19 protein-coding genes and 1 riboswitch are annotated in these 20,166 nt (G+C 40.2%); of the genes, 8 read left to right on the top strand and 11 right to left on the bottom strand.

The genetic code is table 11. The features are described from left to right. On the top strand, positions 1–322 hold a 322-nt coding region (locus ACE4RR_RS17560; RefSeq protein WP_375536745.1), incomplete at its 5' end, for a hypothetical protein. Here the strand turns inward: ACE4RR_RS17560 and ACE4RR_RS17555 are convergent. Continuing rightward, on the bottom strand, positions 312–893 hold the full coding sequence (locus tag ACE4RR_RS17555; protein WP_375536744.1) for a hypothetical protein: 582 nt from the start codon (positions 891–893) through the stop codon (positions 312–314). The genes ACE4RR_RS17560 and ACE4RR_RS17555 overlap by 11 nt on opposite strands. An 813-nt stretch (positions 894–1,706) precedes the next feature. On the opposite strand from ACE4RR_RS17555, the gene ACE4RR_RS17550 reads away from it, so the two are divergent. Then, entirely contained in the window at positions 1,707–2,156 is a 450-nt protein-coding gene (locus ACE4RR_RS17550) for a substrate-binding domain-containing protein (RefSeq protein ID WP_375536743.1), read from the top strand. A 580-nt stretch (positions 2,157–2,736) separates the two neighbouring features. Here ACE4RR_RS17550 and ACE4RR_RS17545 read toward each other — a convergent pair. The 4 genes from ACE4RR_RS17545 to ACE4RR_RS17530 form a co-directional block, all read right to left on the bottom strand. After that, the gene (locus ACE4RR_RS17545) at positions 2,737–4,035 is read right to left on the bottom strand and encodes a TrkH family potassium uptake protein (RefSeq protein WP_375536749.1); all 1,299 of its coding nucleotides are present in this window, start codon (positions 4,033–4,035) and stop codon (positions 2,737–2,739) included. Positions 4,036–4,065: 30 nt separating this feature from the next. After that, positions 4,066–4,734: a potassium channel family protein gene (locus tag ACE4RR_RS17540; protein WP_375536742.1), complete on the bottom strand. Its 669-nt coding sequence runs from the start codon at positions 4,732–4,734 to the stop codon at positions 4,066–4,068. Positions 4,735–4,802: 68 nt separating this feature from the next. Beyond that, a riboswitch (cyclic di-AMP (ydaO/yuaA leader) is annotated at positions 4,803–4,956 on the bottom strand. Positions 4,957–5,212: 256 nt separating this feature from the next. Beyond that, positions 5,213–5,653 (bottom strand): NUDIX domain-containing protein, encoded by a 441-nt coding sequence (locus tag ACE4RR_RS17535; protein WP_375536741.1) that lies wholly within the window; start codon positions 5,651–5,653, stop codon positions 5,213–5,215. Between the two features lie 346 nt (positions 5,654–5,999). After that, positions 6,000–6,251 carry a GNAT family N-acetyltransferase gene (locus ACE4RR_RS17530; protein WP_375536740.1) on the bottom strand — a complete coding sequence of 84 codons (252 nt, stop codon included), beginning with the start codon at positions 6,249–6,251 and terminating at the stop codon, positions 6,000–6,002. A 183-nt stretch (positions 6,252–6,434) separates the two neighbouring features. On the opposite strand from ACE4RR_RS17530, the gene ACE4RR_RS17525 reads away from it, so the two are divergent. From ACE4RR_RS17525 to ACE4RR_RS17505, 5 genes are all read left to right on the top strand, one after another. Then, positions 6,435–7,007 carry a recombinase family protein gene (locus ACE4RR_RS17525; RefSeq protein ID WP_375536739.1) on the top strand — a complete coding sequence of 191 codons (573 nt, stop codon included), beginning with the start codon at positions 6,435–6,437 and terminating at the stop codon, positions 7,005–7,007. Positions 7,008–7,043: 36 nt separating this feature from the next. Beyond that, positions 7,044–8,489 carry a Mu transposase C-terminal domain-containing protein gene (locus ACE4RR_RS17520; RefSeq protein ID WP_375536738.1) on the top strand — a complete coding sequence of 482 codons (1,446 nt, stop codon included), beginning with the start codon at positions 7,044–7,046 and terminating at the stop codon, positions 8,487–8,489. Further along, positions 8,482–9,294, top strand: a complete 813-nt coding sequence (locus ACE4RR_RS17515) for an AAA family ATPase (protein ID WP_375536737.1) — start codon at positions 8,482–8,484, stop codon at positions 9,292–9,294. Before ACE4RR_RS17520 ends, ACE4RR_RS17515 begins: the two co-directional genes overlap by 8 nt. A gap of 362 nt (positions 9,295–9,656) precedes the next feature. After that, complete coding sequence (locus ACE4RR_RS17510; RefSeq protein WP_375536736.1) at positions 9,657–10,187, top strand: DinB family protein; 531 nt, start codon at positions 9,657–9,659, stop codon at positions 10,185–10,187. A gap of 71 nt (positions 10,188–10,258) precedes the next feature. Next, the gene (locus ACE4RR_RS17505) at positions 10,259–10,459 is read left to right on the top strand and encodes a hypothetical protein (RefSeq protein ID WP_375536735.1); all 201 of its coding nucleotides are present in this window, start codon (positions 10,259–10,261) and stop codon (positions 10,457–10,459) included. 279 nt (positions 10,460–10,738) lie between these two features. On the opposite strand, the gene ACE4RR_RS17500 is transcribed toward ACE4RR_RS17505, so the two are convergent. The 6 genes from ACE4RR_RS17500 to ACE4RR_RS17475 all read right to left on the bottom strand — a co-directional run bounded on the left by ACE4RR_RS17500 (position 10,739) and on the right by ACE4RR_RS17475 (position 18,362). Further along, on the bottom strand, positions 10,739–11,506 hold the full coding sequence (locus ACE4RR_RS17500; RefSeq protein WP_375536734.1) for a DeoR/GlpR family DNA-binding transcription regulator: 768 nt from the start codon (positions 11,504–11,506) through the stop codon (positions 10,739–10,741). A gap of 19 nt (positions 11,507–11,525) precedes the next feature. Next, positions 11,526–13,013, bottom strand: coding sequence for a rhamnulokinase (locus ACE4RR_RS17495; protein WP_375536733.1), 1,488 nt, complete (start codon positions 13,011–13,013; stop codon positions 11,526–11,528). Further along, on the bottom strand, positions 13,010–14,230 hold the full coding sequence (gene rhaI / locus ACE4RR_RS17490) for an L-rhamnose isomerase (RefSeq protein WP_375536732.1): 1,221 nt from the start codon (positions 14,228–14,230) through the stop codon (positions 13,010–13,012). Before rhaI ends, ACE4RR_RS17495 begins: the two co-directional genes overlap by 4 nt. A gap of 24 nt (positions 14,231–14,254) precedes the next feature. After that, entirely contained in the window at positions 14,255–14,632 is a 378-nt protein-coding gene (locus ACE4RR_RS17485) for a sensory rhodopsin transducer (RefSeq protein ID WP_375536731.1), read from the bottom strand. Positions 14,633–14,654: 22 nt separating this feature from the next. Then, on the bottom strand, positions 14,655–16,724 hold the full coding sequence (locus tag ACE4RR_RS17480) for a bifunctional aldolase/short-chain dehydrogenase (RefSeq protein WP_375536730.1): 2,070 nt from the start codon (positions 16,722–16,724) through the stop codon (positions 14,655–14,657). A gap of 393 nt (positions 16,725–17,117) precedes the next feature. Next, complete coding sequence (locus tag ACE4RR_RS17475; protein WP_375536729.1) at positions 17,118–18,362, bottom strand: hemolysin family protein; 1,245 nt, start codon at positions 18,360–18,362, stop codon at positions 17,118–17,120. Between the two features lie 337 nt (positions 18,363–18,699). Here ACE4RR_RS17475 and ACE4RR_RS17470 point away from each other — a divergent pair, with 337 nt between their 5' ends. Beyond that, complete coding sequence (locus ACE4RR_RS17470) at positions 18,700–20,145, top strand: PTS mannitol transporter subunit IIBC (RefSeq protein ID WP_375536728.1); 1,446 nt, start codon at positions 18,700–18,702, stop codon at positions 20,143–20,145. The last annotated feature ends 21 nt before the right edge of the window (positions 20,146–20,166 follow it).

Raw genomic sequence — 20,166 nt, 5'->3', positions numbered from 1 at the left:
CAGACTTCCTCTCCATGTACCCGCCTCATTTACTGCCCGTCCCTTTGGTCGTTCGGACTTTGACTTGTTAAGCAGTCTCATCCAAGAAGGACAGCCTGGTATGAGATTCGTGTTCCTCGGATCGGAGGTTTGCCTCCAGCTTCCTTCAGATTCCACCTCACGATGGACACCCTTGCCTTTGGCTAACGGCTACAACGACCTTCACCGTTCGGGACTTAAACCCTATAGCGTGTGCGCATGCCGGGCACACTTAGAAAAAGAAATCGCCAATCAAGGCGATTTCTTCTTTTATTATATCTATGTATATGTTTTTAACTACTAATTGTAGCTTTGATAACGCGGTAGTTACCACCACCATCAATTTGAACAACTAAATTTGTTTTATATTCCACTGGAGCATATTTAAGAGCTTTAAATGTTCCAGCACTGGAAATTTGTTGAATACTTGGATCAAGTTCTGATCTATTTTGTGTGGCAGATTTTCCATAAAGAGCGCCAGTTAAACTTGGCTCATGCATAGATACAGAATTAATTTCACCTCCGCTGTAAGTCCAAGTCCCTGAAATAGAGTGAGAGAAATTAAATCCAGCCGTATTTTTCACACTAGCTGAATAGTTACTGCTAGAATTAGATGCTTGTACTTCATTTCCTTCCTCAAACGTCAATTCAATAGGGTCTTCACCGAACGATAAATCTTTACTAACTGTGAAATCTGATTCTCCGTTTTCTAACTTTTCATTTGCTTCAATTCTTAAATCCTCAAGGGCATCGTTGATTTCAGCAAGTTGTTCTGACGTTAACGGCTCAGGTTCTTCTTCAGCTGCCGATACTTGAAACGTAAACCCAATCATCATGAGCAGTCCGGATACCACCATCAAGGCTAATTTTTTCATAAAATTCCTCCCAGAATTTTTTTAAACATTATGATACAATGTTTATGTTCTAAATTCTATTATTTATTCCAATTTATGTAAATAGGAGAATGATATTAATGGAAATAATTACAACTTTTATCGTGACTCTCATTATTGTCCTTATTTTTAATTATGTTGGTCAAAAACTCATTAAAGATGGGGATTTACGTACAACAAATTTCTTTATTGTTTCGGGTATTCAATGCGTTATTATAACTTTCCTCTTGATGTCTATTTTTTAAGTTAGGGGTCTAACTTCTAAGAGCTTGTTATATGGCTTTTGTCAACGCCTGTATTGATATCGGACCGTAGAGCATAAGTAAGAATATGAGATAATTTGAGTCTAAGAAGGAAAAACAGCAAAAAAAAACGCCAGGTTTCCACCGCAGCGTTTCGAAAGGATCTCGATCGTTATATCGCCGGCAAATCCCCGAAAGAAGCACTCTTACCCTCTCAAAAAGGCCACGCAGTTGGATTCCACTGGTTTAGATAGAGACGGGAATAAAGCACCTTCTCGATCCTATGAAAATAACAATGCGGTTTTTCGGCAAGCTATGCAAGCCGACCACCTAACAATAATAGGGAATCATCATGATTGGTTGGTTCCCTGAATTGTACCTCTTCGATTCTTTCATTTAAGTACTTTAATAATTGATCTTTTTCCATTATCCCTCCCTCCGAATGTCAGCAAGTTGAGCAAAAGGAATATAATAGATGTCTTCTTCATTTTTGATATATGATCATTATAGAAACGATATTGAATATTTTAAGGCCTAACGGAATACCACCCCAGTGGGGATTATAAAAGAAGGGAATAACCCCATGCCCATCAAGCTGTACTCCCCAAATAGAATATTTGTACATTTTCAGTCTAAAAGATATCAATTTTATGAAGAAATAGTAATAAGTTTTGGAACGAGCTGTCTATATCATACACAAGCTAACAAGCTTTTGCAGGAAGCTGGAATTGAAGGGAATCGTGCACTGGAGTTTCCAAGTATTGAAATGATCAAACAGTCCGTGAAATGCGGAATCGGTTTTGCATTAATTCCGGAATTAGCTGTAAAAAAAGAGCTTGAAGAAGAACAATTCAAAACGTTGCCATTATGTCCGCCAATTTTCTCTACACACGGACTTATTGTCCGTAAAGACAGGGAGTTAAACTTTCCGGCAAAATTATTCAAGTCCCAAGTAATCGATCATTTTTCCTCAGAAATGAAGGGGATCGCCAGCAAAACGTAGATTTACAACGTTAAGAGATTTTTTCTAAGTCGTCCAAAGCAAATTCTTACCAGCTTCAAAGCTGCTTTATTTATCATAGAGAAAAGACTCTGATTCATAGCCGGTAAGCTTCTTTTTAGCAAAGAAATAAAGTTGATTCTGGGGTGAAGAGGCCGTTATAACGGTGATTTGGTATTTATGAGTGATACATTATTGAATGAAGTAAAGGAAATGTTCTTAAAATCGTCTTTAAAGTACTACATAATTTGATCAATAAAGATAATGGACCGGGCGACACCACGACAGACTGATCCAAAAGAAAAACCGTCTTTTGGTCACTCTGTACGATCGCTTCTGTACTAAACGTACCGATAACCATGGTCTGTGCGGTTGGCGCCGACATTGTGTCACTTTCAACGTTATTTTGCACCTTTTTTTGCGCTATTTTGCACTGTAGAATAAATATATAAAGCCTAATTCCTCCTTCTTTTTGAATGAGAAATTAGGCTAATGATTTTTATAAAATCGCGCGCCGTTTTCTTAAGAGCACTCTATAGTTTGAGAATTATCAAGTATTGATACGATCCTTTTTCTACATCAGTTACCCTGTAAATATATCTCCTTTGGGATATCTTATGTTACTCTGTTTCGAACTCGCTAAAGCAAATGCCAATGTTACAGGACCAATCCGTCCCATAAACATAAGAATAATAATAACAAGCTTTCCTATCTCTGATAATTCATCAGTCATTCCCATGGATAAACCAACCGTACCAAAAGCCGAAAAGACTTCAAATACAATCAGTGACATTGGAGTATGTTCTGTGATGGATAGTATAAAAACACCTAAGAAAACCGCCATTAAACTAATCACCATAATAGCTAACGATCTGGAAATGATATGTGGAGAAATGGTTCGTTTAAATACAACGGCTTCCTTTTTTCCTTTTAAGTAAGTAACCACAGCTAACACAATAACAATAAACGTTGTAAGCTTTATCCCGCTTCCTGTGGAGGCACTTCCTGCACCTATAAACATAAGCAGCAGGACTAGCATTATAGAACTGGTCTCCATGCTTCCTATATCTAGGGTGTTAAACCCTGCTGTTCTAGGTGTTACTGCCTGAAAATAGGAGGACCATAGCTTTTCAGAAAGAGTCAAGTTTCCTAATGTTGTTGGGTTTCCATATTCTAATACAAAAAGAAACAGCATAGCGATTACATTAACGATGATTGTGCTAGTTAACATGATTTTAGAATGTAAGGATAGTTGGCTAAATTTCCTTGTGTAATATACATCATGCAAAACAACAAACCCAATTCCTCCGGTTATGAAAAGAAAGGTAATAACAATATTTACTGCAGGGTCACCTACGTAAGAGGATAAGCTGTTAGTCCACAGGGAAAATCCAGCATTATTAAACGCTGAAATAGCATGAAATAAGCTGGTGTATATGCCATAGAACCATCCATACTCTGGAACCCAGCGGAAAGACAAAAGTATAGTAGCTATGATTTCCATAGCAAAGGAAAAAATTAAAAGAAGTTTAACTAAGCGAACCATTCCTCCTAAAGAAGTTTGATTAAATGATTCTTGGACCAGAATTCTTTCTTTTAATCCAACTCTCTTTCCTAATACAAGAACAATCAGAATGGCAAAGGTCATTAAACCTAAACCACCTATTTTTATTAAAATCATGATGACAACTTGTCCAAAAGTTGTAAAATCTATTCCAGTATCCAGTACGACTAACCCTGTAACCGTAGTAGCTGAGGTAGACGTAAATAAAGCATCTATGAACGTTATTGGATGATAGGTCGCAATAGGGAGTAGCAATAAAATGGTTCCCATAACTATAGCTGTTAAAAATCCAATGGCTAATGTTTGAGGTGGGGACATGTTAATGTGTTTGTCTCGTAATGCTCTCACTTATAGTCCCTCGTCTTCAAAACGTTTCACATCATTTTTGTGCCCAATGACTATAATTATATCTCCCTTTTTTACCACATCATCTGGCATGGGAGATACATTAATATTTCCGTCTGGTTTAATAGCCAGGATAGTCACACCAAAGGTAGCGCGGACATCTAATTCAATGAGCGTTTTATTATGCACTTTACTAGTAGCCAGTAGCTCTACAATGCTGTATTCATCAGAAAGATCAATATGGTCAATGATCTTTTCTGAAGCCATATTTTGTGCAATTCGAATACCCATATCATATTCAGGGTGAACAATTTGATCTGCCCCTATTTTTTCTAATACTTTTTGGTGATAAAGATTTTGCGCTTTTACACATACATTTTGGATATCCATATCTTTTAATACCAAAGTAGTTAATATACTGGCTTGTATGTTATCTCCAATGGCAACAACCACATGTTCAAAGTTACCAATTCCTAGAGATTTTAATGCTCTTTCATCAATAGAATCAGCCTGAACAGCGTGGGTAGAAAAAGGAACATACTCACTAACTTTTTCATTGTCAATGTCCAAAGCAAGTACCTCGTGACCGAGTCTATAGAGCTCCTTGCATACACTCCCGCCAAAACGCCCTAAACCAATAACTGCAAATTGTTTGCTATTTCTTTTTGCCATTTTTTCCACTCCTTTGAAATAAAAAAAAAAAAAAAACCATCACAAAGAAATGGTCTCTAAGAGACCTTTTCTCTCTTCATAGGACGCTTACGAGGTTAGCTGTCGGATTAGGGATCGAGAGTATCCCATCTTGATAATTAAGATTCACCCCAAGACGAAAAACATTCGTCAAATTTGGTTCCCCCGTACTGTTTGGCCAAACAGTTTCAGCGATCAAAAAGGCGTCTTATGAACTTTTACAAGATTAATCTACTCCTGATTTTTATGGTTGTCAATAACTTATAGTTGGCCTTTTACTTTATAGAAATAACGATTATAAATTTTTTCTACTCAGGATCGGTATTCATAGCTGTCACTTTTGGAGTTGTTTTGCACCTTTTTTATGTGCTATTTTGCACTGTAGAATAAATATATAAATCTTAATTCCTCCTTCTTTTGAATGAGAAATTAGGCTCTTTACTTCAATAAAGATTTCATTTTAACGAATGAATGCCATTTCTCTTTTAGCAAGAGCATCCTTTAACCATCGAGGATGCATTCTCAGTAAGTCTTGTGGTAATTTTTGTTGTCCAAAAAACTTAATATCAAGTGATTCATCTGAATTACATCTCAGTTCTCCACCTGTAACTTCAGCAAGAAAACAAGTTGTGATGAAATGTACTACTTTACCATTTGGATAAGCAAATACTTGTGAATTAGGGTCAGAGTAAATACCAATCAGCTTTTTAATTCTTATATCTAAATTAGTTTCCTCTTTTACTTCCCTAATAGCTGCTTCAGAAACTGTTTCACCGATTTCTATATGTCCTGAAGGAATTCCCCATAATCCTACATCAGCTCTTCTCTGTAACAAAACTTGATTCTCTTCATTTAAAATAATAACAGCAACACCAGCTTTTAACTCATCAATTCTCTTCATCAAATAAAACCTCCTTTAAATTAAAAAAGTCCGAAAGGAAAGATTTCAACGCATAACAAATACGCTGAACCTTTCCCCTCGGACCTTTTATGTCAATAGGTGCCTTTTACAATTGTAAAAGATGTAGACCTCGGTCACAGACCTATAAAATAGCGGAACCCTATCTACAATTTTCCAGTTCATAAACGAAGATTATAATTTCTAATACACTTCATTATTTTACAACTAATAATTAATAAATTAAAGGTGATGTCCAATAAAAGAAGGCGCATTCTTACAGAATTGCGCCCGATTGTGGAAGATCGATCATTAAAAAGTAAACATCAAATCTATAATTGACTTTCAATTAATACCCCTGGTAGCTTAAAAAGAATTCTTCTTTCAAAATTGAAAAAATCTTAGTATCACGAAACTCTCCTTTGATAAATTCATTTTTTCTTAAAGTACCTTCAAAATACATTCCAACCTTCAACATAACTTTCTCTGAACCAATATTATCAATATCACATTTGCCTTGAATTCGATTTAATTGAATTTTTTCAAAACCAAATTTGACTAATTCTTTAATAGCTCTTAACTGTATTGTATCAGAAAGCACCCTATAAATTGTTACTCAGGACTGGCGTTCAAAGTATCAAAAACGAATGTTTTTAAGACGAATTTTCTCAGCTCAATTTTTCTTGATCATTGCTGGAATATTAGTTTCAAAAAACTATTCAAAATCTATGACTCTTATACCACCCTTTGTGATACGATATGTTTGAAAGGATGGTATCTTTTGATGAACCGATACATTTATGGATATGCAAGAGTCAGTACTCGGAAGCAAGATTTATCCCGTCAGATAGATTTATTAAAAACATATAACTGTAATGAAATACTAACGGAAAAAATGACAGGGACAAAATCGGATCGGCCTGAGTTGAATCGTTTAAAGGACAAATTGAGACCACATGATGTTGTCGTTGTCGAAAGTTTCTCTCGTCTGGGAAGAAGTACGAAGGATTTAATAGATCTTGTCAATTACTTTGAAGAACAAGACGTAAAACTAATCAGCAATAAGGAGAATTTTGATACATCCACACCGCAAGGGAAACTAATGATGACAGTATTCCAAGCGTTCAGCCAATTTGAACGGGATTTGATTGTAGAACGCACCAAAGAAGGGCTGAAAAGTGCCAGAGCAAGAGGAAGAAAAGGCGGAAGACCGAAAGTGAATCATAAGAATATCTCCAGAGCGTTGAACCTTTATCATACAGAAGAGTACAGCGTAAAGGATATTGTGGATATGACTGGAATTAGCAAAGCCACACTTTACCGATATTTAAATAAGGATGAAATCAAGAGTTTATAACAATGGTGATTTTTAATGTCGGAAGGAGCAGGTTGTATGAAGAAACCCCCTCCATTGACTTCGTGTTCAGAAGAACAAAGACAAAACGCTATGGAAAAATTCAAGATAATTAAACCTTATCTTTCCGATGAAAAATCATTAAACGTCATTGTAGAAGAATCAGGTATCTCCACACGAACACTTCGATATTGGATAAGTAAGTACCAGCAATTTGGATTAAAAGGTTTGGTTCGTAAAAATAGAGGAGATGCAGGTAGCTTTAAAGTAGAAAAAGCAGTGCAAGAAGAGATTAAGAATTTAATTCTAAACCTCAAAAGAAATTCAATCACTTCCATCCACCGAAAGATTTGTAAAATATGTACAAAGAACAATTGGCAACAACCTAGTTACAACCAGGTATATGCTATTTCAAAAACCCTCTTACCAAGTATGAAAAAACTAGCCTATGAAGGAAAAAAGGAATATCAAAATAGTTATGATTTGATTCACCGTCGGGAAGCGAACTATCCTAATGAAATTTGGCAAGCTGATCATACTCCGTTGGATATCATGGCTTTAAATGAAAAGGAAGAACCGGGTAGACCTTGGCTGACCATTATTATGGATGAGTATAGTCGAGCAATCGCTGGATATTTTTTAACTTTTCAAGACCCAACTGCTATTCATACCGCACTGGTCTTGCACCAAGCAATATGGCGAAAGAATAATCCAGATTGGCAAATATGTGGTATTCCTGAAAAGTTTTATACGGATCATGGAAGTGATTTCACATCCAATCACTTAGAACAAGTTGCCATTGATCTAAAAATTAACCTTGTCTTTTCCACAGTGGGTGTTCCAAGGGGTCGTGGGAAAATAGAAAGGTTCTTCTTGAGCGTTAACCAATTATTTTTGCAGGACCTTCCGGGTTATATAAGAAATCAAACTAATTCTTCACTTATCACCATGAAAGAGTTGGATGAAAAATTATTGAATTTTATCATATATAATTACCATCATAGGATTCACAGTACGACAAAAAAAGAACCAATACATGCATGGAGTCATTCTGGTTTTCTTCCTAACATGCCTGAGAGTATAGAGAACCTTGATTTATTACTGCTAAATGTTGCAAAGCCAAGAAAAGTTCATGTGGACGGCATTCGCTTCCAGGGATTAAGATATATCAATACTAATCTTGCTGCATACGTAGGTGAAACTGTTATTATCCGTTATGATCCAAGAGATATTGCAGAGATACGGGTTTTCTATAAAGATGAATACCTATGTACAGCAATTTCTCCTGAAATCTCCGATTATACCATCGATTTAAAAGATATCGTTTCAGACAGAAATAAGGTTAGAAGGGATTTAAAAAAGCAGATTAATGTGAGAAAGTCAGTTGCGGAAGAAGTCATTTTATCAAAGCAAAATGCTGTAGAAGACAACCCGGATAAGTCAAAATTAAAGAAATCAAAATTAAAGAGGTACTTCAATGAATAAGCGACAAATATTTATTGAAACAAAAGAATATAAGAGATTTGCTGAATTCTGTGGAGCCTGTATCAAATATAAATATATCGGTATTTGTTATGGACTTCCAGGGGTTGGAAAAACATTATCCTCAAGGTATTATGCAAATTGGGATTTCATCGAAAGGCAAATTGCATATAAGACAGCAAAGGAAATCGGTGTAGATGCAGACGAAAGGATTTTAAAAGCAAGAACTATTTTTTATACTGCTCCTGCTGTAAGGGCGACTAAAATGTATAGCGAGATTAACTTAATTGGTGGAAAAATGAGAATAGTAAAAGCTGCATATAGAACGATCGCTCAAGGCGAGGAAGAATATTACTCTGGCGATGCATTTGAAGATATAGACTTGATTATTGTTGATGAAATAGATCGGCTAAAATTGCAGCATTTAGAACAGCTTAGAGATATCTATGACCGGAATGACATAGCATTGATATTTATAGTCATGCCTGGTATCGAGAAACGATTGGCACGATATCCTCAGCTTTTCTCCAGAATTGGATTTGCACACGAATTTGCTAACTTGAGCAAAGACGAAACACATCACATTTTAGAGTATAAGTGGGAAGAGTTAGGTCTCTCCATAAAACTCGAAGACTTTTCCGATTATGAAGCAATAACCACAATCATTAAGATCACCAAAGGGAATTTCCGGCTTATACAACGACTGTTCACTCAAATTGATCGAATACTCGAGATAAATAATCTTGAAACGATAACTACAGAAGTGGTTGAGGCTGCACGAGACAGTTTAGTTATCGGTATTAAATAAAACTGCGGAGAAGCCATCAATGATTAAACAGATGGTTTTTTATTAGGTCCGTTTTGTGCAAATTATCGTTTAAAATAGGTGCAAAACAACTCCAAAAGTGACATTAAATGCGATTATATCAAGGTTTCAAAAATGTATCAAGTGGGTGAAGTCAAAAGATACAGATTATCTAATACTTCATTGCTATCCTTTTTATCAGGAGATATACAGTGTACAGGTGTGCGTGAATAAAAAAGTTGTAAATAGCAAATATAAAGAGATTGACTCACACCAGTTCTTTTGGAATGATGATAAGTAATAGTTACAGAGGTAAAGGAATTGGAAAAATGCTAGTCAAACTTGAAAAAGGGAGGAAATCTAGGATGCTTTTCGATTTACCTGGTGAGAAAAATATGTCCCCGACAGTGGGAATATTATATTCTGCTGTGAAAGAAAATAACCAACGATTAAAATCAATCACTGAAGGAATGTCACAAGAAGAAGTCGACTACAAAGGGCCAAACAACAATTTTAATAGCACTGCTCAGATAATAAACCACCTTACATACGTTGACCTTCAGTGGGTATATAGAATAAAAGGACAATCACTTCCTTCCTCTTCAGAAGAAAAATATGGACCTGCGTTAGATACAAATGGTAGGATTCCAATGGTTAAAGATAAGTCTTTGATTACTCTGTTGTCCGACTATGAAGACGTTATTAAAATGTTGAAAGAAACTTGCACACAACTTAGAGACGCTGATTTAGAAAGAGTCGTCTCCTTCGGACATGAGAACGAAAAACAAGCAACCATTCGTTGGGGAATATGGCATATAGCAGACCATAGCCGTTATCATCAGGCGAATATCAATCTACTTAGACGGTGGTATGCTAAAAAATCCCTGTCAAATTAATAAGCCAGTTGCCTTCAATTTTAATGTATGCTCTTGCCAGTATACATATTTCTACCGGGAATTTTCGGGCGATGGCAGCAACAAAATTCTCCATAGAACAAGGTGCTGTTTCTGGTCTTGTGACTACTGCGCAAGGAACGGGAACGTTAATGGGACCGCTGATTGGTACTAGTCTATATTCAATTGGAACACTCTATCCTTACATAGTAACGAGTATAAGATTTTTTATCGCCAGCATCATAATTTGGATTAAAAGCACAAGCATTGATTAAACAAATGGCTTTTTATTAGGTCTTTATTGTGCAAAATATCGTTTGAGATAGGTGCAAAACAACTCCAAAAGTGGCAGAAGTAGCGTACCTGATGTGCGCCAGACTTTCAAAAAGAGATAATTTTGATGGAATAACGGATCTCCTTTCCGATCACAGCTAGGCTGTCTATTCGTAGCTGTGATCGTGAAATGAACTTATGAATTTCATTCATAAAACAAACAAGTCGAATGAACCATGAAAAATGGCTGTCAGGAGAAGTCTCCTAACAGCCATTACATTTTATATATTTTCATCCAAAATATGCAGATCAACGTCCTGCTCTTTTATAGGAGTTTGATAATCTTCGGAGATTTTGTCCGTAATAAATACATCAATTTGATCCCAGCCGGCAATGCGGGAAAATGATTGTACTCCTAGCTTTGTGTGATCGGCAAGCAAATATACTTCATCAGAGGCGTGGATGATTTTTTGCTTTAGATGGGCCTGCATTTCGTTAGAATCACTCAAGCCCTTTTTTGTATGAACCCCCTGACACGATAAAAACACTTTATCTACATGGTAAGAGTCAAGGGACTGCTCGGCAAGCGGACCGACAAACGAGAGTGAACGTGGTGAAAGAATGCCTCCGGTCGATATCACTTTAATATTCTGTTTCCCGCTTAATTCCACCGATACTTTAATGGAATTCGTCAGCACTATCAGCGGTATATCCGGCAGCTCTTTAGCCATATACCACGCTGTAGAGCTGGCATCTAAAATAATCCGGTCATTTTCATTAATAAATTGCAGGGCTTTTCTGGCGATTTTCCTTTTTTCTTCAACATTTGTAATTTCCCGCTCGAAATATGGCGTCTCGGCTTTGCCCTGTTTTACGGAAACGGCGCCTCCGTGGCTGCGCTTGATTTTGTTCTGCTTTTCGAGCTGATCAAGATCGCGGCGTATCGTCTCTTCGGTCACCCTGAATTTTCTGCTCAATTCCGTGACCCGGACGCTTCCTTTTTCATCAATCAGTGCAAGAATCTGCTCATATCGTTCTGCCACTAACACATTTCTTCCCTACTTTCGTCTAATCCGCTGCATTGTTTAACCCCATCTTATCACAAAATCGATCATATGCCTCCTGCCATTCCCGGTAGTTTTCCGGAAAATAATACGTCATATCCGTACTTTTTAATGTAATCAACCGCGCTTCTTCGAGGTTTTTTACTTTTCCAAGTGCCATCATCTGCACCATTATATTGCCAATCGCGCTTGCCTCCACCGGTCCTGCCCAGACAGGCTTACCGAGAGCATTTGCCGTAAACTGACAGAGCATAGTGTTTTTAGTGCCGCCTCCCACCATATGAAGTCCGTAATACGGCTTACTTGTCAGTTCTCCTGTACGGTCAAATACGTACCGGTATTTAAGGGCCAGGCCCTCCATAATACAGCGGACGATCTCTCCCTTCGACTGCGGTACATGCTGACCTGATTCCTCGCAATATAGCTGAATCTGCCTGGGCATATGAAGAGGGTTTAAAAATTGCAGGTTATCCGGATCAATAAAGCTTTGAAAAGCAGGGACCTTATCCGCTTCCTTAAGAAGAGAATCGTATTGGACTGGTTCCTCCTGCTCCCAAATCCGTCTGCATTCCTCCAGAATCCACAGCCCCATAATATTTTTGAGAAGCCGGTACGTATTGCTGACTCCACCTTCGTTTGTAAAATTCCAGCGAAGGGTCTGTTCATTGATTATCGGCTCTTCACTCACTTCTGTTCCCATAAGTGACCACGTGCCGCAGCTTAAATAGACGAAATCCTGATCAAGCGCTGGAATGCCTGCCACCGCGGAGGCTGTATCATGTTCCCCCGCTGCAATGACCGGAATCGGCTCTACACTCAGTTCTTCACATACATCACTGTTTAACTCACCAACAATTGTTCCAGGCAGTACCGTTTCTTGAAACAGCTCCACAGGGACATTTATTGCACTCAATAATTCACGGTCCCACTGCTTTTTTATCGGATTATACAATTGAGTTGTTGAAGCATTGGTAAATTCACTTTTTTTCACTCCGGTAAGAAAATAGCGCAGTAGATCAGGAATCATTAGCAGGGACTCTGCCTCTTTTAGCACAGAAGAATCTGCGATTTTCATTGCATGCAGCTGATAAATTGTATTAAATGGCAGAAATTGAATCCCTGTTCTTTCAAAAATAGCCGCTCTGCTTATCGTTTTCTGATGGCATACATCCATCACCCCGTCTGTATGGTGATCCCGGTAATGATACGGGGCTCTGAGAAGCTCTCCGTCCTCTCCAATCAGGCCAAAATCGACGGCCCACGTGTCAATCGCCAGTCCTTCGATAGGGTCAGCACTTTTTTTCACAGCCGCAGCGAGTCCGAGCTTTATTTCTAAATAGATCCGATAAATATCCCAATGTAACCGCTTCCCAATCTGAACAGGGTCATTGCTGAAACGGTGGACCTCCTCGTATGTTAATTGACCGTTTTTTATATCGGCAAGCAGGGCACGTCCGGACCCAGCCCCGATATCAAACGCTAACACACTCACCAGCTGGCACCGCCCTTGCCACGGGAAAGTATTTTTTCACCGTAGCCGCTTTCTTGATAGGCTTTTAGTGGATGGACAGCAGCTCCAATTTCCTCACGGACCGCCTGCAGCAGCGGTGTAACATCACTTTCATATGCATCCCGTACTGCCTGCTCTGCAGCAAGGACATCCTGCTGCTGCCTTGCACGATTCAATTCCTCCTGATTGACGAGACAGGCTTTTGCATAGAGTGACTGCACGTTCTCAATCGACCGGATCATGGCCGGAATTTTCGGCTCAAGATTATGGCATTGATCCAGCATGTAAGCGATATTTGATGCATTGGCCCGGACTGTTTCATCACTGTCTTCTTCCGCTGCGACAATTTCCTGCAGAATGAGAAAGATTTCGTAAGGGTTATGTGCCGCGACAATGAGGTCATCATCTGCGTATTTACGGCTGTTAAAGTGAAAGCCGCCGAGCTTCTTTTCATCGATTAAATACGCGACTAGGTGTTCAATATTGGTGCCCTGCGGATGATGTCCGGTATCGACAAGTACTTCCGCTTTCGGCCCAAGCTTCACTGCAGCGTTATACGCCATGCCCCAGTCCGCCAGATCGGTATGATAAAAAGCCGGCTCGAAAAATTTATATTCAATTAACATACGCATATCCTCATCCAGCTCATTATAAAGAGACTGGAGATTATCCTGCATCCAGTTTTTCCTCTGCCGAAAATCTGCTTGGCCAGGGTAGTTCGTTCCATCGGCAAACCAGAGACTGATCAGCTTGGAATTTGTCTGTCTGGCGATGTCGACACATTCACGCAGATGGTCAGCGGCTTTTTCCCGGACTGCTTTCCTGCTGTTTGTGATGCTTCCAAACTTATAATCATCATCCTGAAAAAGATTAGGGTTGACAGCTCCAATCTTAAGGCCTAGCGAAGCTGCATGGTTTTTTAGTTCATTGTAATCGGTGACCTTGTCCCACGGGATATGAATGGCCACAGAAGGACTTGACCCCGTATATTTATGAACCTGTGCTGCATCTTCAAATTTTTCGAACGGATCGCGCGGCACCCCTTCCTGCTGAAACACTTTAAAGCGGGTGCCGGAGTCTCCAAACCCCCAGGACGGTGTCTCAACTTTCAGGTTTTTCAGCTTAGTTTTTACCGCTTCAAGATCAATACCGCGCTGCTTCTGCTGTTCTTCAAACAAAGCATAAAATTTGTCGCTCATGTGCTCACTGCCTTTCTGATTTTTTCAACGGCTGACAGGAAACGCCATCGTACTCATTAACGCAAGTTCCGGCTGAGTCGAATCGAGCCGGCTGTACTGAACAATTACCGGAGTATCACTTTCTACCTCAATGGCATATGGAACGGCTTCGGGGATTTTATCTCCATTCACCTCAAGCAGGCTCGTTCTGATATGCTTCGTTCGTCTGCCAGGTAAGGTATAAGGAATATTTTCCAGCGGCTCCCGGTCTTCGAAAAAAATCGTGATCGTCAGGTTCGCTGGCTCATCCCCGCTGTTGAGGACACAGATCGATTCGTGACTTGGCTGACTTCCACTGCTGAGCGGCGGGATAAAGCCATCCGGAATGAACCAGTGCGTTTCCCCAATTGAACTGTTTTTCATGCGCGTCGCCTCCGTTTATAAATTATCTTGTAAAGGCAGCGGGTACCCCGCCGTCTACTGTAATCATGCAGCCAGTGGTTTTTTCAGAGCGGGCAGAAGCAAAAAAGCTGATGGCTTCTGCAATATCCTTAGGGTATATATTCACACGCAGTGTCGTTCTCTTCCGATAATGTTCTTCTAATTGATCCGGGTGTATTCCGTAAGCTGCAGCTCTTTCTTCCTTCCATGAAGAAGACCATATTTTCGATCCCTGCAGCACGGCATCTGGAAGTACGGAGTTTACACGAATACCATGCTCTCCACCTTCTGCCGCGATACAGCGGGCAAGGTGCGTTTCCATCGCTTTAACAGAGCTGTACGCGCTGGCATTTTTTCCAGCATATACCGAGTTTTTCGATCCGACAAAAATCATACTTCCGCCTGTTTCCTGCACCTTCATTTGCTTAAAAGCCTCCCTTGCGACGAGGAAGTAGCCGGTACCAAGCACGTTCATATTCAAATTCCATTCCTCAAGAGTCGTTTCATCAAATGGACTTGAAGTAGCGAGACCCGCGTTATTTACTACGATATCGACCCCGCCATACGCGAGAGCAGTGCTTTGGTATGCCTCCTGAACCTGCTCTTCACTGGTGACATCCATCTTTACGGCTGTGACTCTTCCTGCCCCATAGACTTCGTTTAATTCTTTTGCTTTTTCACGAGCACCTTCCTCGTTCAAATCAGCAAGAACAACGTGTGCCCCTCTTTTTAGAAAATCTTCAGCTACCGCACTGCCGATCCCGCCGGCACCTCCTGTAATAAAAGCAATGTGACGGGAGAGCTCTGTTTCTGGTGGAGCAAGCGAAAGCTTATACAGCTCCAGCGGCCAATATTCGATATTGTACGATTCATTTTCATCAAGAGAGACAAAGCTTCCAAGAGCGGTACTTCCTTTCATTACTTCAATTGCACGGTGATACAAATCGCCGCTGACCTCTGCCATTTTTAAGTTTTTGCCCGTATTGACCATGCCGAGTCCGGGAATCAAAATAACCCTTGGTGCTGACTCAAACATGATATCGCCTTCATTTTTATTTCGTTGAAAATAATTCTTATATTCTTTTTTAAATTGATGGACTCCAGCTTTTACTTTTTCTTTTAATTGTTCAATAGATTCTGATTGGGGATTCCAGTCAACATACAGTGGGACCCGCTTGGTGTGGACGAGGTGGTCCGGGCAGGCAGCGCCGACTCTGGCAAGATCCGGGGCATCCTTACTGTTCACGAACTCCTGCACAGGAGTATCATCAGAATAAGTAAGCAGCATTTTTTTATCCCCGCTGACCTGCCCGCGGATAAACGGCATGATTTCAGCAAGCACTTCTTTTCTTTGTTTTTCTGCCAGAGGTTTATAAGCCTGTCCCCCGAACGTGTCTGCCTGCTTGATTTTTTTGTTGACGTATGTTTCCGCTTCCTGAATAACTGCTATCGTCTGGTCATAAGTTTCCTTTGATGTCTTCCCCCATGTGACAAGACCATGTTTTTCCATCAGTACCAGCTCGGCTTTCGGGTTGTTTTTCACCCCTTCTGCAATCATCTTAGATAATGAAAAACCAGGCCGGACATAAGGGACCCAGACGAAACTATCTCCGAAAATCTCCTCTGCAATTTCACGTCCATTGTCTGCACAGCAGATGCTTATGATCGCATCTGGGTGAGTATGGTCGACATGAGGATAAGGTAGGAAAGCATGCAGAAGCGTTTCGATAGAAGAGCGTGGATGCTTACTGTCTATCATGCAATGAGACAAGTATTCTACCATATCTTCATCGCTCATCTCGTCATATTCGAGAAGCGGCCGGATGTCTTCCATACGAAGACCAGTAAAATGCTCTGCCCCCATCGTGGCAAGATCAGAGCCGCTTCCTTTCACCCACATTACTTCTACATCGCGGCCGCGAAAATCCTTTTCTATTGTTTTCATAGACGTATTTCCGCCGCCAAAGTTGGCCACTGCACGATCTGATCCAAGCAGGTTTGAGCGATATACAAGTTCATTCAGGCCCTGTTCCATTTTGTCAGCGTTTTCAACGTTCCATAAATGATTAACCATAAAAACCTCCTGTATCCTTGTGTTGTTTTTCCCTTAAATCTATCTTAACAAATTTGGTTTTATTTTTGAATATATTTATTTATTATTGTATGAACCAGTTATCATTTCCAGTTTCCTACTTTACGAAGGCTGTTTTCAAGCTTAATACAGTAATCACTAGACAGGAGATTCGTTATTCTATCAAAATCCCCTCTATTCGATAGGCTTGCAGACTTCAGGTACGCAATCCGTTTGAATGGATGGTAATATGGCTTTCAATTCTACCGATAACGGAACTCATGTCCGGCAAAGGCAACAAAACAGGTTGATTCGAGCAATTAACGGAATCTCATACTGATTTTCTCCACAAAAAAAGCACCTCTGTCTCAACAGCAGGTGCCTCCTGAAATGATATTAATCCTCTTCCTCTTCATCAGGAAGCTTCGTGATTTTTGCCTCCACGATACGATTATCATCCATTTCCAGTACTTCAAAAAATAAATAGTTATGCTCGAGCGTTTCCCCTTCTTCCGGGATATGGCCGATTTCCTTATATAGAAATCCTGCCACAATATCCTCTTCTTCCGGGATTTTTGTCCGGAACACATCATTTAGTCTTCGAATTCCAAGCTTCCCGTTGCAGATAATATGATCTGATGTGAGCTCGCGGATCAGCACGTCTTCATCTTCATCGGTTTCATCTGCAATCTCCTGCCCGATCATTGCTTCGATGATATCTTCATGGCTGATAATGCCGTTGGTACCGCCATATTCATCCATAACGATGGCAAGGTGCTTCTTTTCCTTGAGCATCATTTTAAATACCTTCTCGATGGACGTCGTTTCAACTATAAATAAAGGATTATTGTCGGTAAAATCGTCGAGAGTGGTTCCCGGTTCGTTCGCCCATTGCAGCAGCAGCTTAGAATGGAATACGCCGACGATGTGGTCCATGTCTTCTCGGTAAACCGGGTAACGTGTATGGTTGTTGTTTAAAATGATCTCGCGCGCTTCATCGAGTGTACTTTCCTCTGGAATGCCGACAATTTCGATACGCGGGGTTTTCAATGCGTCGCGCACATCCTTGCTGTAGAAATCAATAACGCCTTTAATTCGCTGCGTTTCCTCATCATCAAAGGTACCTTCATGCGTCGCAATGTCGACCATAGTTTTTAATTCTTCTTTAGAAAAAGAAGCTTGTACCTTCTCCCCTTTAGAAATCACCCGAATAACCACTCCTGTAAAAATATTTAGTAAATACGTAAGCGGTTTAAAAATGAACATGACCAAGCGGATGACCGGAGCAACTATGTATGCAATTTTTTCGGCGAAGGTGGCAGCCACTGATTTTGGCAGCACCTCAGCAAAAATGATAATCGTCAGAGTCAAAACGGCTGTTGCCAGCCCTACATTCACACCGTAATCAATAGCTACAATGGTCACGATCGTCGGCAGAGCAATATTGGAAATATTGTTTCCTATTAGAATAGCGGTAATAAGCTCGTCCGGCTTGGAAACCATTTTCAACAGTTTCTTCGATGGTTTGTCCCCATTTTCCGCGGCTGATCGTACTTTCATTTTATTCACAGCCGTCAGTGCAGTTTCACTTCCGGATAAAAAGAAAGAAACAAACAATAAGGCAACTATTGCAACAAGCATGAATGTATTTCCTCCATTGTCGAGTTAAATTTATTTCTAAGAAATCATTATACCTTATTTTTATACACAGAAACAGTTTTAACAAAAGTCTGCTCTGTTTATTCGACAAAGTTCGAATATTTATCGATAACCCGCCTTCTTCTGTATTCACTTCTCTTATTAAATATTGTCAACATTCAATGTGACGAATCCCTGTTTTCCTTTTATTGAGGTGTTGCAGAGAGCCCCTTATTATTAAATTATAAGCTCTCATCATGATAAAACATTTTTATTTTTTTAATAATGGTTTCAAAATCCAGAATGTCAAACAGCAAATAACTCTAAGGAGGAAAAACAAATGAGTGAAGAACAAAAGAAAAAAAGCAGTATCCGCGCCAGAGTTCAAAGCTTTGGAAGTTTTTTAAGCGGTATGATTATGCCGAATATCGGAGCATTTATTGCCTGGGGACTAATTACTGCGTTATTTATACCGGACGGGTGGATACCGAACGAACGACTTGCTGAGCTTGTCGATCCGATGATTACGTATCTACTCCCGCTCTTGATCGGCTATACTGGTGGTAAGATTATTCATGACACCCGCGGAGGCGTCGTTGGTGCCATCGCTACCATCGGGGTTATCGTCGGTGCTGATGTCACCATGTTTATCGGTGCGATGATTATGGGACCTCTCGGTGGCTATCTGATTAAACAGTTTGACAGGGCAGTTGAAGGAAAAATTCGTCAGGGCTTTGAAATGCTCGTAAATAACTTTTCGGCGGGTATTCTCGGCGGTGGTTTAGCTTTAATCGGCCTTCTCGGAATTGGGCCGTTCGTCTCTGGCATTACAGCAGTACTTGCTGCAGGGGTGGACGTCATTATCAGTGCCGGACTGCTGCCGCTTGCCAGTATTTTTATTGAACCTGCGAAAGTGCTGTTTCTTAACAATGCTATTAACCATGGAATTCTGACCCCGATTGGCGCAGACCAGCTGGCTGCAAATGGAAAATCGATTCTCTTCCTATTAGAATCAAACCCTGGTCCTGGCTTAGGGGTATTGCTGGCTTATTGTATTTTTGGACGAGGAATTTCAAGAAGCTCTGCTCCCGGGGCCGTTATAATTCACTTCTTCGGAGGGATTCATGAAATTTATTTCCCGTACATTCTCATGAAACCGGCGCTATTATTAGCAGTTATCGCCGGAGGCATGAGCGGCGTTTTCACCTTCTCCCTTTTCGGTGTAGGATTGAACGGAGTGCCTTCGCCTGGAAGCATTATCTCCATCGGACTGCTCTCCCCGCGCACTGATTATATAGGAGTGTTCGGAGGGGTAATTATCGCCGCACTTGTTTCTTTTGCTATCGCTTCATTAATTCTAAAATTCAGTGCCAACAAAGGGGAAAGTGAAGACTTAAGCAGTGCCACGGCAAAAATGCAGGATATGAAAGGGAAGGAAAGTTCAGTTGCTTCCAGCTTATCAGCTGATACTGCAACAAAGGATTCCGACACAGATGTACAGAAAGAAATTAATAAAATTGTGTTTGCCTGCGATGCAGGAATGGGCTCAAGTGCGATGGGTGCTTCTGTAATGAGAAATAAAATTAATAAAGCTGGACTTGATATTGCCGTAACAAATACGTCGATCAATCAAATACCTGAGGATGCAGATCTTATCATCACTCATCAGGATTTGACAGAAAGGGCCGAAGCAAAGCGGCCGGACGCAGAACATGTCTCCGTGGATAACTTCCTCGGAAGCAGTAAATACGATGAAATAGTGGAAAACTTAAAGAAACAGCAATAGGTCACATCCCTTAGAGGAGGG

The sequence above is a fragment of the Alteribacillus sp. HJP-4 genome, assembly GCF_042139015.1.
In the GTDB taxonomy this organism is placed as follows: domain Bacteria; phylum Bacillota; class Bacilli; order Bacillales; family Marinococcaceae; genus JBHIKY01.
The sequence above is the reverse complement of the archived record's forward strand: the minus strand, read 5'-3'. Positions and strand labels throughout refer to the sequence as shown.

Coding starts and splice junctions, on each gene's coding strand:
- ACE4RR_RS17485 (WP_375536731.1), bottom strand. CDS start 14,632: ATGAAAAACAGTTCAATTGGGGAAACGCACTGGTTCATTCCGGATGGC.
- ACE4RR_RS17535 (WP_375536741.1), bottom strand. CDS start 5,653: ATGAAGAGAATTGATGAGTTAAAAGCTGGTGTTGCTGTTATTATTTTA.
- ACE4RR_RS17505 (WP_375536735.1), top strand. CDS start 10,259: ATGGCAGCAACAAAATTCTCCATAGAACAAGGTGCTGTTTCTGGTCTT.
- ACE4RR_RS17470 (WP_375536728.1), top strand. CDS start 18,700: ATGAGTGAAGAACAAAAGAAAAAAAGCAGTATCCGCGCCAGAGTTCAA.
- ACE4RR_RS17515 (WP_375536737.1), top strand. CDS start 8,482: ATGAATAAGCGACAAATATTTATTGAAACAAAAGAATATAAGAGATTT.
- ACE4RR_RS17525 (WP_375536739.1), top strand. CDS start 6,435: ATGAACCGATACATTTATGGATATGCAAGAGTCAGTACTCGGAAGCAA.
- ACE4RR_RS17540 (WP_375536742.1), bottom strand. CDS start 4,734: ATGGCAAAAAGAAATAGCAAACAATTTGCAGTTATTGGTTTAGGGCGT.
- ACE4RR_RS17545 (WP_375536749.1), bottom strand. CDS start 4,035: ATGTCCCCACCTCAAACATTAGCCATTGGATTTTTAACAGCTATAGTT.
- ACE4RR_RS17475 (WP_375536729.1), bottom strand. CDS start 18,362: ATGCTTGTTGCAATAGTTGCCTTATTGTTTGTTTCTTTCTTTTTATCC.
- ACE4RR_RS17555 (WP_375536744.1), bottom strand. CDS start 893: ATGAAAAAATTAGCCTTGATGGTGGTATCCGGACTGCTCATGATGATT.
- ACE4RR_RS17480 (WP_375536730.1), bottom strand. CDS start 16,724: ATGGTTAATCATTTATGGAACGTTGAAAACGCTGACAAAATGGAACAG.
- ACE4RR_RS17520 (WP_375536738.1), top strand. CDS start 7,044: ATGAAGAAACCCCCTCCATTGACTTCGTGTTCAGAAGAACAAAGACAA.
- ACE4RR_RS17510 (WP_375536736.1), top strand. CDS start 9,657: ATGCTTTTCGATTTACCTGGTGAGAAAAATATGTCCCCGACAGTGGGA.
- rhaI (WP_375536732.1), bottom strand. CDS start 14,230: ATGAGCGACAAATTTTATGCTTTGTTTGAAGAACAGCAGAAGCAGCGC.